Here is a 17313-nt window from a genome sequence, read left to right on the forward strand (position 1 = left end):
CATGGCTGTGTTTGCTGCTCGCTGTGCGCAGTTGTGATGATGGGTTGCATGTCTGAGCACGGGGAGACGGTCGACGGGCCGCAGCGGATTCCACGGTCACGCATCGCGGACTACGCGGAGATGACGAAGACGCCAGACGCGCGGGAGGCGATGGTGTCTCCTCAGAAGCACGGCGAAGAAAAACAAGGACGAGAACAACGGCCGCCCGTACATAGCCAAGAACCCGGCCGCGAAGCCAGTGCGGTTGCTGCTCGCAAGCGTGAGTTCGCCGTCCTGCTCGGTGAATTCCGCCGTACCCCGGTCCTGGTGCCGCTCGGTGACGGGCCGGGTCCGCCGCGCGAACGAGGCCTGCTGACCGCGGATCTGGGCGGCGTTCGTTTCATCCTGGCCTTTTCCGACGAGGAGGCGCTGGCCCGCTACGCGTCCGCGCGCGGTGGGGCGGCGCGTGAGTGGTCGTACCAGACGATTCTCGGGGCGCGTCTGCTGGATGTGGCGGTGCCGGCGGCCGGGGTGCCGTGCGGGGTGGCGCTGGACTGCGCGGACGGGGAGGAAGGCGTGGTGTTTCCGCCGGTGCGTGGGATCGTGCCGGACGAGGTGGCGGTTGACTTCGGCAGCGGGACGGGGGATGCGGAATGACCGCGGGCGGAAAGGACCTGAAGGCGGACGGGCTCGCCCTGATCGCCAAGGGGCTGACCGAGGCGCTGGGCGAGCTGAAGGAACTCGGCATGGTCGGGGAGGCCGGGGCCGGGCGCGGTTTCGGCGACATCGCCCTGTCCGGACTTGAGTTGGGGCACGAGGGCCTGACGGGGGAGTTCAAGTCGTTCTGTGAGCGATGGGAGTGGGGCGTGCGTTCGCTGATCAACGAGGGTAACGGCTTCGCGGTCAAGACGGGCTTGTCGGCGGGCACGTACTACGAGACCGATAAGTACGTCGAGGGAAGTTTCAAGGTCGTCGCGAACTCGGCCGTCGGCAATCCGTACGCCTCCGAGGAGGACGTGGAGAAGATGGGCTGGGGCGACATCGCCAAGTCGGGCATGAGCGTCGACTACAGCAAGAAGTCCTTCGACCAGGCGCTGGCCAACAGCGAGCAGGGCTGGAAGGACGCCGGCCGGGACGTCGTGACCTCCCACACCATCGGCCCGTTGCCTGGCCTGGATCCCGAGGACCTGCACGGCGCGGTCGGGGTCTCCGACAAGGAGTACAACAAGTTCCTCGACGAGACCTTCGGCCCCTCCCCGGAAGCCCGTGCCAAGGCGGCCGAGCAGCAGGGCGGTGAAGGCTGATGGGCCTCGGAGACATAACCAACTCCCTCCTGGGCGGGGCCGAACACCTCTACGACGAGGGCAAGAAGAAGCTCGGCGAGGCCGTCGACTACGGCACGGACAAGCTCGGCGGGGCCCTGGACCACGTCGGTGCGCACGACTGGGCCGACAGCGTGGAGGACTGGGGCGACGAGGTCGCCTCCGACCTGGGTGCCACTCCGGGCGAGCAGCAGCTCGGCCAGACCGAGGAGCCGAACGAGCTCGTCCACGGCAACCCGCAGAAGATCCGTGAGAGCGCCAAGCACCTGAATGACTTCCACGGCGCCTTCGACAAGGTCGGCCAGGGACTGAGGAAGGTCGACTCCTCGGGCTGGCAGGGTGAGGGCGGTGACGCCTTCCGGGAGAAGTTCGGCGTGCACCCGACCAAGTGGGCGCAGGCAGCCGAAGCGTGCACCGCGGCAGCGGGAGCCCTGGACTCCTACGCGGACACCGTCAAGTGGGCGCAAGCCCAGGCCAAGGAGGCCGTGGAGCTCTACAAGAAGGGCGTGAAGGCGGCCAAGGCCGCGGCCGACGACTACCGGACCAAGGCCGAGGCCTACAACGCCAAGGCCCGTGCGGGTGACGACCCGGGACCGAAGCCGAAGCAGGACATGGAGGCGGGCAAGGCCGATGTCAAGGCCGCCGTCCAGAAGCTTGCCGAGGCCCGCAAGCAGCGCAACACCGCCGCTTCCCAGGCGGAGGGCAAGGTCAGGGCCGCGCTCGCGCACGCCCCCGCCGAGCCGCCGCCGCTGTCCAGGATCGGCAACGATCTCGTCGACGGCTACCAGGCGGCCAACACGGAGCTCACACACGTCGTCGGCGGCGCTCTCAAGGGCACCGCGGGCCTGCTCAACTTCGTCCGCGGCCTTAACCCGACCGACCCCTACAACCTCACCCATCCGGCCGCCTACCTGCAGAACGTCAGCATGACGCTGTCCGGCCTGGTCTCCACGGCCGCGCATCCCGAGCGGGTCGTCCAGACCGCCGTGGACGGCTTCAAGAAGGACCCTTCCGAGTTCATCGGCCGTCTCATCCCCGAGCTCATCGGCACCAAGGGCGCAGGCCTGGCACGCGGCGGACTGCGGCTCGGCCTGAAGACGGCCGCCAAGGAAGGACTGGAGGAAGGCGCCGAGAACGCCGCGCGCCGTGGAGCCCGCCAAGCAGCGGAAGAGCGTCCGCATGCCACCTCACGGCAACCCGGTGAGCTGACGTGCGAAGAGGACCCGGTAGACGTCGCCACCGGCAGCGTGCTGCTCTCCCAAACAGACGTCGAGCTTGCCGCCGGACTCCCACTCGTCTTCAAGCGAGAGTTCTCCTCGGCCTACCGCTCGGGACGCTGGTTCGGACCCACATGGTCCTCGACCATCGACCAGCGCCTGGAGATCGACTCCGAAGGAGTCGTATTCATCGGTGAAGACGGCCTCCTGCTGACCTACCCCCACCCCGCCCCCGGCGTGCCGACCCTGCCACGGCACGGCAGCGCACGCTGGTCACTGGATCGCACCGACGACGGCTACCTGCTCACCGACCCCGAGAGCGGACGACGATGGCACTTCGCCGACGCCGGCGATGACCTCGCTGTGCTGGACCAGATCGACGACCGCAACGGCAACTGGATCCAGTTCGAGTATGACGAGCAGGGTGCTCCCCGTGCCCTGGCACACAGCGGCGGCTACCGCCTTGTGCTCCACAGCTCGGCAGGACGCATCCGCACGCTCGCCCTTGCCGGCGCGGCAGCAGACGGCGGCGACCAGGAGCTGCGGCGCTACGGCTACTCCGCCGACGGGCATCTGACCGACGTCGTCAACTCCAGCGGCATCCCCACACGGTTCGGATACGACGAACGCGGTCGGATCCTGTCCTGGACCGACACCAACGGCCGCACCTTCACCTACGCCTACGACGAGCAAGACCGCTGCACCTACCAGTCCGGAGAAGCCGGACACGAACGCTCGGTCTTCACCTACACCGAGGAGCTGGAAGGGCAGCACACCACCACGATCACCGACTCCTTCGGCCACGACACGCGCTTCGTGATGAACGAACGCGACCAGGTGATCGCCCGCATCGACCCCCTGGGGAACGTCACCCGCTTCGTACGCGACCGTCACAACCGGCTGCTGGAGCACACCGACCCGCTCGGCCACACCATGAGCCTCGAGTACGACGCGGCCGGCCGGCTCATCACCGTGACCCGCCCCGACGGACACGCGGCACGCGCCGAGTACAACCACCTCGGCCTGCCCGTGAAGGTGATCAACCCCGACGGCACCATCATCCGGAGAACCTACGACGAACGCGGCAAGTGCACATCGGACACCAACCCCGCAGGGCAGAGAACCCACTACGCCTATGACGAGGCGGGACACCTCACCGCGGTCACCGACCCGATGGGCAACACCACCACCATCGACACCAACCCCGCCGGCCTGCCCGTCGCAGTGACAGACCCACTCGGCGCCGTGACCCGCTACCAGCACGACGCATTCGGACGTATCACCGCTGTCACTGACCCGGTGGGAGCCGTGGCAGCGATGCAATGGACACCCGAAGGCCACCTCGCCCGCTACACCGCCCCCGACGGCACCGTGGAGTCCTGGACCTACGACGGTGAAGGCAACTGCACCAGCCACACCGACCCCCGGGGCGGCGTCTCACGCTACGAGTACACGCACTTCGACCTCCTCCTGGCACGCACCGGACCGGACGGAAGCCGCTACGAGTTCCTCCACGACACGGAGCTCCGCCTGACCGCCGTCATCAACCCGGTGGGCCTGACATGGAGATACGAGTACGACGCCGCGGGCAATCTGGCAGCCGAGACAGACTTCGACGGTCGCCGCCTCGCCTACACCCACGACGCGGCGGGCAACCTGCAATCGCGGACCGACGCAATGGGACAGGCCATCCGTTACCAACGGAACTTCCTGGGCCAGGTCACCCGCAAGGACGTCCAAGGCCACATCACCGAGTACGCCTACGACCTCACCGACCAACTGGCCGGGGCAACCAGCCCCGACTGCACCCTGACCATGCTGCGCGACCGATTCGGCCGCCTCCGCTCCGAAACCGTCAACGGCCGTACCGTCTCCTACAGCTACGACCAGTGGGGGCGACTGAGCAGGCGCACCACACCGACCGGCGCCGTCACCACCTGGCGCTACGACGCAGCCGGGCGCCCGGCGCAGATGATCGCCGCAAGCCGCACCGTCGAATTCACCTACGACGCCGTGGGCCGGGAAGTCTCCCGCCGCATCGACAATAATCTGCACTGGTCAAACCAGTGGGACCGTGCCGGACGGCTCACAGCCCAGACCATCGCGGCAGACAGCCGACGCCAGCCGATCCAGCAGCGCGGCTACTCCTACCGCGCCGACGGCAACCTCACCCGGATCGACGACCCCTCCACCGGCCCACGCCGAATCACCCTGGACCCTGCCGGCCGCGTCACCGCCATCCAGGCCGCCAACTGGAACGAGACCTACGCCTACGACGAAGCAGGCAACCAGGCCTTCGCCTCCTGGCCATCCAGCCACCCCGGACACGAGGCCACCGGCGCCCGCTCCTACACCGGCACCCGCCTCACCGCCGCCGGCACCGTCCGCTACGAGCACGACACCTTGGGCCGCGTCACCCTGCGGCAAAAGACCCGCCTGTCCCGCAAACCCGACACCTGGCGCTACGAATGGGACACCGAAGACCGCCTGACCTCGATGATCACCCCGGACGGCACCCGCTGGAACTACACCTACGACCCCCTCGGCCGCCGCACCAGCAAACTCCGTCTCGCCACCGACGGCGAAACAGTCATCGAACGCACCGATTTCACCTGGGACGGCACCACCCTGTGCGAACAGACCACCGTCTCAGCACAAGCCCCGAACCCCGTCACCCTCACCTGGGACCACCACGGACTCCACCCGATCACCCAAACTGAACGAATCACCAGCGCCGACGCTCCCCAGGACGAAATCGACGCTCGCTTCTTTGCCATCATCACCGACCTCGTCGGCACCCCCAGCGCCCTCGTCGACGAACGCGGAGACATCGCCTGGCAGACGCGAAACACGCTGTGGGGAGCAACGGCATGGACCGTCGACAGCACGGCCTACACACCCCTGCGCTTCCCGGGCCAGTACTTCGATCCGGAGACCGGCCTCCACTACAACCACTTCCGGTACTACGACCCCGAAACCGCCCGCTACCTCACCCTCGACCCACTCGGCCTCGCGCCCGCCCCCAACCCCGCCTCCTACGTCCCCAACCCGCACCTGTGGGCCGACCCCCTGGGCCTCACCCCCTGCAAGTCGGCAGCGCAAAACGCCGAGGACAACAACACCACCCCACTCGGCAAGGAAATCCCCAAACGAGAAGAAGCGTCCGTCGGCAGCACCACCAACCACAACTACAAGCAAACGTTCTTCAACGCACACCCAGAACTCAAAGGCAAAGTAGTCGTCCATCACGCCATCGAACAACAAGTCCTCAAACGCTACCCGGGCCTGTTCAAGGCGGACGAAATGCACTCCCTCGATAATCTGCGCGGCATCCCCAAAGGCGACATCAACAGCAGGATCCACCTCAGTGAAATACGTGTCTCCTGGAACGAGTTCTACAGAACTCACCCCACCGCCACGCGCCAGCAGATCCTCGATCACGTCACCAAAGTCGATGATATGCTGGGACACTGGTTCAGTCCCCGCATCAGGTAATACCACCAGTATTGGAGAAAACGCCTCATGTGGCGAGAGCTCGCCTCAGAATTCCCCGATGCCGATGCGGAGCTGCAAGACCCCGCAGCTCCCGACGCCCTGGCCGCGATCGAGGAACAGCTCGGCCAGTCGCTCCCCGCTCCTTTGCGAGAACTCCTGACGGAGACTGACGGGATCGAAGCCAATTATGGCACCGAGGTTATCTGGACCGCAGAAAAGATCCTGGAAGAAAACCTGTCATTTCGCAGCAACGAGCAGTTCCGCACCCTGTACATGCCGTTCGACGCCCTCATGTTCTTCGGCGACAACGGCGGCGGAGATCAATTCGCCTTCGTGCGCACACCAGCCCGTGATGAAATCTTCGTCTGGGACCACGAGACAGACAGTCGCACCTGGATCGCACCATCCCTGGAGACCTACCTGCGCAGCACGCTCGCTAGTAACGGTGAAGACTGGTACCGCACTACGTGATCAGTGAGCCCTTCCGCCTTCACTCTCAGCTGGTCAGATGAAAGGGTGAGGACGACCTGGACGAGGCTGGTGATCCGGGTGGTCGAGCACCGCAGTTTGCGGAGGAGCCGCCAGGACTCGAGGGTGGCGGCGGCCTGCTCGACGAGTGCCCGGATCTTCGCGTAAGACCGGTTCACCGCCTTCTGGCCTGCGAAGTAGCCCCCGGCGCCGCGCGGACGAACAGACGCTGACTGACGCGTTCGACAACCCCGACGGCGAGAACCTCTACCGCGACCAGGTCGCCCGCGCCGACGCGGAGGAAGCGCGGCGCCGTGCCGCTGAGCGGGAAGCGGAGCGGCCCGTGTGCAAGCAGTGCGGGCAGAAGTTTCACCGACCAGCGCTGGGAGGAGGCCACCGTGCGGAGGACGACCAAGGGCCGGGCCGGGGCTTCGGCTGGTTCCGCCGGCGGCCACCGCGGTGAGCACGACCGCCCGCAGCTGTGCGTCGGCAGCCACCAGGCGGGGCGCGGCCGAACCGAGAAAAGGCACCCAGCCGCGGAGCGCGGCGACTCCGCTGGTGGAATCGGTCGTTCTGGTGGATCTTGACGTACCACTCGCCGCCCTCGGCGCCGTACGCCCGCCATACGCGGCTCTCCTCACGCGCCCAGGACACGTCCGTCCAGGTGGTGATCCGGCCCACCGCTCGCTCGGCGAAGGCGCGCACCTCCTCCTCGGGGACCGTGCCGGGGCTGCCGGGTTCGGGGACCAGGACCAGCCGGTAGGCGTCCGGGATGTAGGCGATGGGGTCGCCGGGTTTCTGGAAGTGCACGGCCATCCGAGCACCGGCCCGGTAGCCATCCAGTCCGGCCCGGCAGTACGCGACCACCGGCTCCGGAAGCTTGTCGAGCGCGAACCAGTCCATGGCGTCGCACACCTGGGGCTCCCTGACCTTCGGGGTGCCGTCCCAGCGGCGGACCCCCCAGCGGGGCAGCCCCGGCGGGGGAGCGGTGGTGCACGGTGACGGCCGCGCGGACGTCGGCCGGATCGACGACGATGCCAGCCTCTTCCCGTGTTTCGCGCACCAGGGCCGTGACCATGTCCTCCCACGGGCCGTCCAGGTGCCCGCTGACCAGATGCCAGCAGCCCGCCGCGTACACGTCGCCGGCCCGCCGGGACAGCAGCACCTCGGGCCCCGCCGGGGCGTCGCGCAGGGCGATGAGGTGGACGTCGAGCGGTTCGGTGTGCCGCTGGGTGCCGGTCACGCGTCACCGCCGGGGCGGAGGGCGAGCAGCACCGTGAACTCTGCGTCCTCCTTCAGGACGCCGCCGCGCGCATAGGCCGTTCGAGACCGAGCGCCTCGGCCTCGAACTCGCGGTGTCGTCCGGCGAAGAGGGCGGGGCGGACGAAGCTCGTGGTGCGCAGGTAGCCGAGGACGTCCTCGGGTGTCCAGGCGCGGGCGACGAGGAAGAGGTGCTCGGCCACGTCGCTGAACGCTGAGTCGGCGAGGTCGTCCTCGTAGGAGCGGCTGGGCCCAGCGTATGTGCCGCGGGTGCCCGCGCGCCGGTCGTCTCCGTCTGGATCAGTCCCCGAAGGGCGGCGGCCCATTCCGATTCGTGGGTCCACAGGCTGCCGTCGCCCATGATCGCCAAGACCGCGTGCGGCGCGGCCACCCGGTCCGCCATGGCCAGGACTACCAGGCGGGACATCCAGTGGAAGGACCGGCAGCAGGTGATCAAGCTGGGTACTCGGCCGGACGCGGTAGGGGTGAAGGTGTGCGCTTCGCCGGTGAAGGCGTTCACCGTGCAGGCCCCGCGGACCGGTTCGAGCGCGGTGAGGGCCGTCTGGAGCATGCGCTGGTTCACGTCGACTAGATCGATGTGAACCAGTCGGTGCAGGACGGGCAGCAACGCGCGGGGCACCTGTCCGGTGCCGGTGCCGAGGTCCAACAGGACGGGGTCGGGTACACCGTGCTGGGTGGCGGCCAGGAGGTGGACTGCCGCGTCCGGCAGGCCGGGACGGTAGCGGGCGTAGTCGGCGCCCTCGGACCCGAACAGGGCATCGTCCGAAGCTGCCGCAGTGGCCGGCTGGTCGGGGCGGGTCATCGTGAATCTCCGGGAGTGCGCGGAAGCTGCCAGGTCAGGGCGCCGTTCGGGCTGGTGGCCCGCTGGACGTCGTCGGTGTCGAGGTGGAGCCGGTAGGTGGCCGGTTCGCCGGCCGCCCGCCAGCGGGCGGTGGCGTCCTGGATCTCCCCCCAGATGTCCCGGGGGCCGCAGGCCGTCACGTCCCATCGGCGGTGGCCGGCGACTCGCACGCGCATCCACGACCCGCACTCGGGCGCGCCGATCGTCAGGTCCTCGACGCCGAAGTGGCGCACCAGCCCCGGGTGCAGGGCGTCCAGGGCCAGCCACATGCCGCGCGCCGTGTCCGCCGGCGGCGCGATCCGGGTCCGCTGCGTCGGCCCGTCGGCCGTGGTGATCGTGTCGCGGAAGGAGGCAGATAGAAACAGCCGGTCGAAGCCGGCACCGGCGCGGTGCCCGAACTCGACCGCGCGCAACTCCGCCTCCACGGTCCCGTCCGGCCTTTTGTCGATCACGGCAAGGCCCGGCCACGACGGCGACGACGTCCCGAGCGTCAGCAGCGCGCGCCCGCCCGGCGCCAGCTGCTCCACCATGGCTGTCGGTACGCGGCGGACGGCGAAGGAGACGAAGACCCGGTCATACGGCGCCGTCTCGGCCCACCCCGCCGTGCCGTCCCCGGTCACCGCGGTCGGCTGGTAGCCGAGTGCGGGCAGGCGCTCGCGGGCGGCCGCGGTGACGTGCGGGTCGATGTCGAGGGTGACGACGCCTGCGTCGCCGCACAGGAAGCACGCCACCGCCGCGGTTACCCCTGCGCCGGTCCCGATGTCCAGCACGCGCTGCCCGGGCCGCAGGTCCAGGAGCTGGAGCAGGTCCGCGATCATGCCCATCGTGCTCGACATCGCGGTCATCACGCCCTTGCGGCGCGGTCCGGCGGTACGGCCAAGGATCGGCTCCCCGTCGTGCTGGATCGCGACACTGTCCCCGCTGTGCAGCCGCTCCAGCAGCTCGTCGAGGTCGGCCGGGCGGGTCCAGTCCAACAGATCCCAGCGCGGCGGGGTCTCATCCGGGGCGCTGCGCCGTACGTACGCCTGGGGCATCAGGACCTGGCGCGGCAGCGCGAGCAGAGCCTCGCGCACCGGCCCGGGGCGCAGCTCTCCGCTCTCCTCGAGCCGGGCGACCATCGCCGCCCGGGCGTCCGCGGCCCCGGAGGTGTCCCCGGCGGACTGCGGCGGCAGGAAGGGCGCGGCGGACAGGGCGAAGTCACTGCGCCCCTCGCACTCCAGGGCTCGGCTGGGGCGGGCACGGCAGACGCGACGGCTGCGGCGTGCGGCACCTTGTTCACGTGGCATCTCCTCCGGGCGAGCGGTCGGGACGGTCGCCGTCCGTGCGAGCGGGCGTGGGCACGGCCGGAGAGCCCGTCCGCAGTGCGTGCGGCGACGGCACCGGGACCGCTCCTGTCCCCGGCAGGGGCGGCGGGTCCGGCATGTGCCGCAGCGCGCGCAGCGGCGAGCGGGCGAGGACCACGAGTGGGACGAGCAGCAGGAAGGTCCCGGCGGTCAGGGTGGGCCGCACCCCGATCCATGTGCCCAGGCCGCCGGCGAGCAGCGGGGCCACGGGGCGGGCGCCGGCTGTCAGCCACGTGCTCACGGCCTGCATCCGCGCCCGCATCCTGACCGTGGTGATGATTTGACGGATCGATCGCTGGGTGGTCCCTGCGGCACTGGCGCAGGCCAACTGAAGGAACAGCGCCGCTCCGACCGCGACCTCCCAGTGAAGGCCGGGGGAGGCGAGCAGCAGCGGGATCTGGGTCAGCGGGGTGATCGCGAGCGCGGTCAGCATCATCGGCCCCGGGCCCCACCGGCGGGCCAGCGCCGGGGCGGTGAGCGCACCGGCGGCCGCACCCAGGGCGCCCAGGCCGAGAACCACACCGAAGGCGGTCGCGCTCACCGCGAGACTCCGCAACAGGTACAGCGCCCACAGGGTGTTGAGCAGCCCGAGCGCGAAGAAGGTGGTGGCGTTGACCAGCGTCAGGGTCCGCAGCTGCTCATCGCCGTGCACGTAGCGCAAACCCTCGCTGATCTCCTCACGCAGTCGGCGGGCCTTCGGGCGAGCCCGGGCGGGTTCTCGGGCCTGGATGCAGGCGGTGCATCCGGCGCTGATCAGGAAGGAGGTGATGTCGCCGAGCAGGGCCCGGGCGGGGCCGAGCACCGCGGGCAGCGCGGTGCCGAGGTGGCTTCCGGCGGTCGCGGCGATCGCGAACAGGGCGCCCACGCGGCTGTTGCTCCGCTGGATCAAGGACCGGTCGACGAGACTGGGCAGGAGGCTGATGGCCGCCGCGTCGTGCAGTACGCTCGCCGCTCCCTGAACCACCGCGACGATCATGAGCTGCGAAAGGGTCAGCGCGCCCAGCGCGGCCGCCACCGGCACGCTGCCCAGCCCGCTCGACGTCGCACACTGCGCGGGCCGCGACAGGGCGCGGTGGTCCGACGGGGTGACGGGCCAGAGCACGGTGCAGACGGCCCACGGCCTGGCCCACCGCATTCCACCCGCCGCCGGACAGGCCGCCCTCGGCCGTCTCCGCGTCTGCGACGTATTCCGTCACGGACACAAACAGTCCGCCGGCCGACGCGATCAGCCCGCCGGTCACCGTCCGCCGCACGGCTGGCACCGGAACTCCGGCCGCCCTGGCCGACTCACCCAGGGCCAGAGCCTGACGCTCCTGGTCCACGTCGGTCTCACGGGGGTACGCCTTCACGAACCACCGCCCGCACGCGCGGTCCTCGGCCAGGTAGTTACGAGTCGCCGTTCCCGCCGGGCCCTCGCCGACCGCGGTCGGCGAAATCTGGTACAGCAGCGCCAGGATCCCGGCCACGACCATGACGTCGGACTCGGTGCTCATCGCGGCACCGCCGACAGTGCCGGCCTGCGGACGGACGGGGTGCACTGCTCGGGGCCATTGTCGGTAGGTGTGCTCACGCCGTTCACCAGCCCAGCTGGGAGTAGACGCGGCCTTCGGCGATGCCGGCCAGGGCCGTCCGGGTGTAGGAGACGAGCCGTTCTGGGAGCTCGTGGGGCGGCCACCACCGCCAAGTCAGGCACTTGTCCGACTCGAGGACCTTCGGCTCCCCCTTCCAGCGGCGGGCGCGGAACACCAGTTGCATCAACGGCGGTCCGCCCGGGGTGTCGACGACGTGCACGACATGCGCGAGATCCACGTCCGCGGGGTCGATGACCAGCCCGGCTTCCTCCCACGCCTCCCGCACCAGGCACGCAACCGCGGACTCCTGTTCGCACTTGCCGGCCAGGTAGTGCCACGTGTTCCCCGCGAACCCCGAGTCGGGGTGGCGCAGGCCCAGGAGCACCCGCCCCTCGTCGTTCTCCAGGTGGAGGTGGACGCCGATGCCGTTGAGCACAGGCCGGCTGCCCCCGTCCCACAGGGGAGGGGTTGAGCCGGGCTCGTCGCTCGGGGGGTTCTCGGCTGCGTGCCGTTGGATGAGGTCTCGCGTCACGGGGCTCAGGCGGAGCCGGTCCAGTACGTCGGGGGTGAACCACCGCAGCAGCACGCCTTCGTGCAGCCGGAGCTGGTCGGGGTTGCCGCGCCACCGGCCCTGGAAGACCTGGATCGAAACGCTGAGGCCGTCGATGCTGGTGGTCGCCTCCACCGCGTACGGCTCCAGGCGCTCCGGGAGGAGGTCAGGGACCTCCTCGGACAGCTCCCGCAGCAACGTGCTCTCAAGGTCCTGGTCGTCGTGTGTGCGGCCGCCGCCGAGCAGGGCGAACGCCCCAGGCTGCCAGAAGACGCCGGGCTTGTGGCCGCGCAGATGAAGCAGGTAACGGCCCCGGCCGTCGTGGATCATCGCGGAGGCGTTGACGGGCTTCGGCCTCCCGTCGAGACCCCGCTCACAGGCGTCCAGGAGCTTGGCGCGCAAAGCCCTGGAGCGGACGTCGGCGAACTCGAGCCAGCGGGCGCCGGAGACCTCCTCGTCCTGCAAGGTGAGCTTTGGGTGCTGCTCGGGCACGAGGTAGAAGACGAAGCGGAAGTCGAAGTGCTGGTGCGCGACTTCCCGCTTGGCGGGGTTGGCGTCGATGTCGTGGACGTCGATGTCGATAGGGGTGCCGAGGAACTGCGGGGTGAGGAAGAGGTCGCCCGGCCGCAGGCCGGTCTCCTCGCACACTTCCCGCAGCGCCGCGGCCAGCAGCGTTCGGTCCCCCTCAATGTGGCCTCCCGGGTTGAGGAGCAGCCCGCTGCCCCGATGGCCAATATGCAGAACGCGCTGTTCACGGTCGATGACGACCGCGCTGCACGTGACGTGGCCGGGAAGCGTCACCCGGTCGGTCGGGTCGTCGGCGCCCTCCAGGAGGGACATCAGCCCGGCTAGGGAGTCCCGCTCGTGCGGATGCCGGGCCAGGTACGCCTCGGCGGTCTTGTGGATGTGGGAGCGGGTGAGCGGCACGTCATCACCTCGGGACGGCGGAAGAGGGGTGGGGAGGTCCGCGGCGGTGGGGGCGGCCGCTGCGGCGGGGCGCGCGGAGGTGGCGCCGGGGCGGCTCACGCGGGGGCCTCGTACTTGTCGCCGTCCGGCGCGGACGTGATCTGGTAGGACAGCAACTGCTGGAAGAGACCCGACTGTTGGGAGAGCTGGGCGTAGGTGCCCTCTTGGACGATCTTGCCGTCGTCGAGGACCACGATGCGGTCGGCGATGGCGACGTTGGTGATGCGGTGGGTCACCAGCAGTACCGCCCTGTCCTGGGCGAGGGCCCGCAGCCGCTGGAAGATGCGGAATTCGGCGCGGGGGTCGAGGTTGGCCGTCGGCTCGTCGAGGACCAGCAGACCGGCCGGGCGGAAGAACGCCCGGGCCAGGGCGATACGCTGCCACTGGCCGCCGCTGAGTTCCTCCCCGTTGAGCCACTCGCGGGCCAGGAGGGTGTCCAGGCCGGCGCCGAGCTTGTCGACGACCTCGTCGGCGTCGGCCGCCTCGCATGCCTGGCGGACCGCCGCGTCGCCGCGCGCGGTGGGCTGGCCCTGGGTGACGTTCTCGCGCACGGTCAGCGGCCAGTGCGCGTAGTCCTGCGGCACGAGGGCGACGTGCTTCCACAGGGACTGCGGGTCGCAGTCGCCGGTGGGGACGCCGTCCCACAGCACCTGCCCGTCGGTGGGGAGGTAGAGGCCGCTGACCAGCTTCGACAGCGTCGACTTGCCGGAGCCGTTGAAGCCCACGAGCGCGGTGACCTCGCCGCGGCGCAGGGTGAGGGAGACACCGGACAGGGCGTCGCGGTCCTTACCGGCGTAGCGGTGGCTGACCGCTTTGACTTCGATCGTCTCCGGCGGCGCGGGGTGGTGCGGGCCGCGGCGCATGCGGAAGCCGCCGGCCTTGTCGAGGAACCCGGTCCAGTCGTCCATGTACAGCCCGGTCCGTACCGCGCGGGCGCCGACGGCCACCAGGCCGCGGACCGACATGCCCACCGTCTGCAGAGCGAAGACGGCCGTGCCGGCATGTCCGACGGTGATCCGGCCGGTAGCGAGCAGCCACACGACCGCCGCCCACACCACCGCCGACCCCAGCCCTCCGCACATCGCGCCGACCAGGGACATGCGGGCGCCCTGGTCGGCTGCGGCCCGGTCCTCGCGGTTGATCCGGACGACCGTGCTGCGGTAGCGGCCGGAGAGGAAGTCGGCCATGGTGCCGGCGCGGATCTGGTCGGCGGCGTCCTTGGTGTAAATGTGCCAGCGCAGCACCGACAGCATCCGGTTGTCGCCGTTGCTGCGGAGGTTGGCCAGGTAGCGGGCGCGTGCGGCGCTGACCTGGGCGAGGGCCTGCGGCAGGCTGGCGGCGACGAGGAGGGGGAGGAGGACCCAGTGCACGCCGGCCAGGACGATCGCTCCGGCGAGGAAGGCGGCGGCCGAGGCGATCAGGTCCTGGCCTTCGTTGATCAGGTCGCCGGTGACCTGGGCGCCGCGGTCGGCGGCCTCGCGGTCGCGGTTGAAGTCGGGGTCGTCATAGGCGCACAGCTCGACCTCGGCGCAGCCGGTGAGCAGCATGTGCTCGGCCTCGCGGGACATCAGCGGGCCCAGCCGGGAGGAGAGCCAGTTGACGGTGATGCCGAGGAGCGCGCGCACGCCGGCGGCTCCGGCGAGCAGGGCGACGGAGGGCCACGCCTGAAGGAGGCGGTGGTAGACGTTTCCGTCGCGCAGCAGGGCGGTGAGGGTGCCGGCGATGGCGACCAGGCCGAGGGCCTGCATCACGCCGGTGATCAGCTGGCACAGCAGGAGGCCGACGGTCGCCCGCCGGTCGACGCGCCAGGCCAGGGCCAGCGAGCGGCGGACCAGCTGCGGCAGGCGGCGGGCCATGTCGCGCATGCGGATCGAGCGGCCGGCCGCCTCGCGGCTGCCGGTGACGTCGACGTACCGCATCTGCGCCTCGGGCGAGGGTGCGGTGGCGGAGGGGGCGGGGGTCGGCGCGGTGGTGGTGCGCGGTCCCGGAACGCTGTCGGCTGATGCATCGGTGGGCTCACTCATGCCGCCCACCCCGTATCCGGACGTTCTGAGATGCGCGTGCCGTCAGCGCTGTGCGTTCGCAGGCCGGGCCACCGTTCGACTCCGGGAGGCTGCTGCAAGGGGGCAAGGGTGGGGTGCATGGCGTCCTCCGTCTGGGCGTCGGTGTGGCACTGATGCTCTAAAAACGCGGTGGATCTGGTCCCGTCACGGCCCGTTCGGAGGTCATTTGGTGAACGCGAGTTCCAAAGCCGGGTCGGGCCGTGCGGGCTCTGGGGTGTCGCAGCTCAAACTCGTTCGATCAGGTCGGATCACTCCTTCGGGGGTTGCGGACAGCCCGGTCCGGGCCGCGGCGCGCGACGGCGGCGGCCCGGGACAGGTGAACGGGCTGGAAGCGCGGGAGCGCGGGTCAGGTGTCGAGGACGGTGAAGGGGACCGCCGGGAAGCGGCGACCGTTGATCTGGAGGGCGAGGGAGTAGGAGCCGGGGGAGACCTTCCACCATGCGGTCGAGCGCAGCGGGTGCGCCTTGGTAAGCCGCAGCTCCTGGCCCGGCTCGACGGTGGCGCGGCGCACAAAGGTCACCTTCTCCCGCGGCGGCCCGCTCGGCCCCGTGGTGGCGATCACGCTCATCACGTGGACGGGGGCGGTCGCGGTGGCGGTGAGAGAGGCGGAGAAGTTCAATGTGTCGTCGGCGCGGAGTTCGGTGCGCTCCAGGACGAGTGGGGTGAGGGCGATGGGCGCGTCGGGGGTGTAGCCGAGGAGAGCGTAGGCGGGCGGCCAGCCTTCCTTCAGACGGTTGCTCAGGGCGTTGCGGGCGAGGAAGGCGAACTGCTCGCCGGTGACCCGGCCCGAGACCTTCCACCGGTGGAGGGTGGCCAGCACGAGGTCGGGCCGGGTTGCGGCGATGTCCCCCAAGTGGTTGGCCACGGAGGTGCGGACGTAGAAGTGCGGGTCGTCGTAGAGGGTCTCGAGGACGGGCAGGCCCGCGTCGGCGGGGAGCGCGATCCGTGGGGCCCAGGGCAGCAGGGGCCGGGTGGCCTCGCTCGCCAGTCGCCGTACCCGGAAGTCCTCGTCGCGACTCCACGCGTCGATGGTCTTCATCGTCTCGTCGGGGAAGTCGGCGAGAAAGTGCCGCACCGACAGCTCGGTGGAGAAGTACCCCGTCATGCGGGCCAGCGCGGCGAGTGACCGGTCCAGGTGCTCGGCGGTGCGCAGGTAGCGGGAGACGTAGTCGGAGTGCGGCGAGTAGAGGTGCAGTCCGAAGTCGTTGGTCACCCCAGCGGCCGTGGGTGTCGGCGGTAGCGATCGCAGCAGGATGTCGAGTGCGTCGAGTCCGGTGACCGGAAGGTGGTCGTGCAGGCCCTGGCTGGTCCGGGCGATCCGGGCGTTCAACTCCAGCCGGGGAAGGTCCGCCATCACCGACGTCACGAACGCGTCGGCGTTGAACTCCGGTCATATGGCGTGGACTTCGCGGCCAATACGGGCGATGCGCTCGGCGTTGAGAGCGGTCTCTTTCAGGGGAACCTTCGCGGTCATGGGCAAACCCTAGGGCTGGCTACGGGGGCATCCTTCGTGTTCTCGCCGCGGGTCATCCAGCGGTGTGAACGCGGGGGTTTCGGCTATCGGACGGCGGCGCGGTAGCAGCCGGTGGTGGCGGGAGCTGTCGCAGGGGGAGGCGGTGTGAAGGGGAGTCCGCCGTGCCGGTCATAGCGTGGCGATTTCCGGGCGGAGGGCGATGGCGTCGCTAGGGAAGCTGCGCTTGGAGTAGAAGGTGTGCTCGGCCGCCCAGCCGTGACCGGCGAGGTACTCGCAGAGCCAGTTGTCGATCCGCTCCATTCGTTGAGAACGTCGACTTGGTCGTGGTCGAGGATGCTGCGTGAGCGGAGGTATTTCAGCTCGCACTGGGAGAGCACCACGTCATGGGCCGCCAGGAGGGCGCGGCGGTCGAGGAAGATGCCGTAGACGTGTCCGGTGCGCAGCGACTCGCACTGGATGTCGTAGCGGACGCGCTGGAAGGGCGGCATGGCCCGGACCTGGAGGTCCAGGTCGTGGTACCGGATCGACCTGGCCAAGCTGAAGCTCCCCATGACGCTCGCGAAGGAAGCCGCGCTGGACAAGGCGATGGCGGCCCGTCAGACGTGTCCCGGGCCCTGTGGCCGGCGCTATTTCCACCGCCTTCCTCTTAGACCGTGTCCTACATGGTCAGTTTGAGGAGGCGTTTGTAGCAGCACAGGGCGGCGGCGAGTCCGAGGAAGGCCAGGTAGTTGCCTGGTTTCCGT

The 17313-nt window shown here is 69.9% G+C and carries 13 protein-coding genes and 2 pseudogenes; 5 read left to right on the forward strand and 10 right to left on the reverse strand.

Annotation, left to right across the window (positions count from 1 at the left end):
- Positions 1-48: 48 nt before the first annotated feature.
- From AB0F03_RS33495 to AB0F03_RS33510, 4 genes are read left to right on the forward strand one after another with little or no spacing between them, the layout of a single operon-like run.
- Complete coding sequence (locus tag AB0F03_RS33495; protein WP_361999074.1) at positions 49-636, forward strand: hypothetical protein; 588 nt, start codon at positions 49-51, stop codon at positions 634-636.
- A complete protein-coding gene (locus AB0F03_RS33500) occupies positions 633-1283 on the forward strand; it encodes a hypothetical protein (RefSeq protein WP_361999077.1) in 651 nt (216 codons plus the stop codon). The genes AB0F03_RS33495 and AB0F03_RS33500 overlap by 4 nt, the downstream gene beginning before the upstream one ends.
- Positions 1283-6013 carry a putative T7SS-secreted protein gene (locus AB0F03_RS33505; RefSeq protein WP_361999078.1) on the forward strand — a complete coding sequence of 1577 codons (4731 nt, stop codon included), beginning with the start codon at positions 1283-1285 and terminating at the stop codon, positions 6011-6013. Before AB0F03_RS33500 ends, AB0F03_RS33505 begins: the two co-directional genes overlap by 1 nt.
- Before the next feature lie 27 nt (positions 6014-6040).
- Complete coding sequence (locus AB0F03_RS33510; RefSeq protein WP_361999080.1) at positions 6041-6484, forward strand: SMI1/KNR4 family protein; 444 nt, start codon at positions 6041-6043, stop codon at positions 6482-6484.
- Between the two features lie 32 nt (positions 6485-6516).
- On the opposite strand, the pseudogene AB0F03_RS33515 reads toward AB0F03_RS33510, so the two are convergent.
- The 4 genes and pseudogenes from AB0F03_RS33515 to AB0F03_RS33530 form a co-directional block, all read right to left on the reverse strand.
- Positions 6517-6675, reverse strand: a pseudogene (locus AB0F03_RS33515) (IS5/IS1182 family transposase); the annotation flags it as partial.
- A 175-nt stretch (positions 6676-6850) separates the two neighbouring features.
- Positions 6851-7396: a hypothetical protein gene (locus AB0F03_RS33520; RefSeq protein WP_361999111.1), complete on the reverse strand. Its 546-nt coding sequence runs from the start codon at positions 7394-7396 to the stop codon at positions 6851-6853.
- A gap of 154 nt (positions 7397-7550) precedes the next feature.
- Positions 7551-7724 (reverse strand): annotated as a pseudogene (locus AB0F03_RS33525) (NUDIX hydrolase); the annotation flags it as partial.
- 52 nt (positions 7725-7776) lie between these two features.
- On the reverse strand, positions 7777-7944 hold the full coding sequence (locus tag AB0F03_RS33530; RefSeq protein WP_361999083.1) for a hypothetical protein: 168 nt from the start codon (positions 7942-7944) through the stop codon (positions 7777-7779).
- Between the two features lie 156 nt (positions 7945-8100).
- Between AB0F03_RS33530 and AB0F03_RS33535 the strand changes: the two genes are divergently transcribed.
- Entirely contained in the window at positions 8101-8343 is a 243-nt protein-coding gene (locus tag AB0F03_RS33535) for a hypothetical protein (protein ID WP_361999086.1), read from the forward strand.
- Positions 8344-8560: 217 nt separating this feature from the next.
- Here the strand turns inward: AB0F03_RS33535 and AB0F03_RS33540 are convergent, their stop codons facing one another.
- The 6 genes from AB0F03_RS33540 to AB0F03_RS33565 all read right to left on the reverse strand — a co-directional run bounded on the left by AB0F03_RS33540 (position 8561) and on the right by AB0F03_RS33565 (position 16870).
- Complete coding sequence (locus tag AB0F03_RS33540; RefSeq protein WP_361999089.1) at positions 8561-9889, reverse strand: methyltransferase domain-containing protein; 1329 nt, start codon at positions 9887-9889, stop codon at positions 8561-8563.
- Positions 9879-11048, reverse strand: coding sequence for an MFS transporter (locus tag AB0F03_RS33545; RefSeq protein ID WP_361999092.1), 1170 nt, complete (start codon positions 11046-11048; stop codon positions 9879-9881). The genes AB0F03_RS33540 and AB0F03_RS33545 overlap by 11 nt, the downstream gene beginning before the upstream one ends.
- 473 nt (positions 11049-11521) lie before the next feature.
- Entirely contained in the window at positions 11522-12994 is a 1473-nt protein-coding gene (locus tag AB0F03_RS33550) for an NUDIX domain-containing protein (protein ID WP_361999095.1), read from the reverse strand.
- 95 nt (positions 12995-13089) lie between these two features.
- Positions 13090-14952: an ABC transporter ATP-binding protein gene (locus tag AB0F03_RS33555; RefSeq protein ID WP_361999108.1), complete on the reverse strand. Its 1863-nt coding sequence runs from the start codon at positions 14950-14952 to the stop codon at positions 13090-13092.
- Between the two features lie 490 nt (positions 14953-15442).
- Entirely contained in the window at positions 15443-16450 is a 1008-nt protein-coding gene (locus AB0F03_RS33560; protein WP_361999098.1) for a DNA alkylation repair protein, read from the reverse strand.
- A 288-nt stretch (positions 16451-16738) separates the two neighbouring features.
- A complete protein-coding gene (locus AB0F03_RS33565) occupies positions 16739-16870 on the reverse strand; it encodes a hypothetical protein (RefSeq protein WP_361999100.1) in 132 nt (43 codons plus the stop codon).
- Positions 16871-17313 lie beyond the last annotated feature (443 nt).

This window comes from Streptomyces sp. NPDC028722 (assembly GCF_040637655.1).
GTDB lineage: Bacteria > Actinomycetota > Actinomycetes > Streptomycetales > Streptomycetaceae > Streptomyces.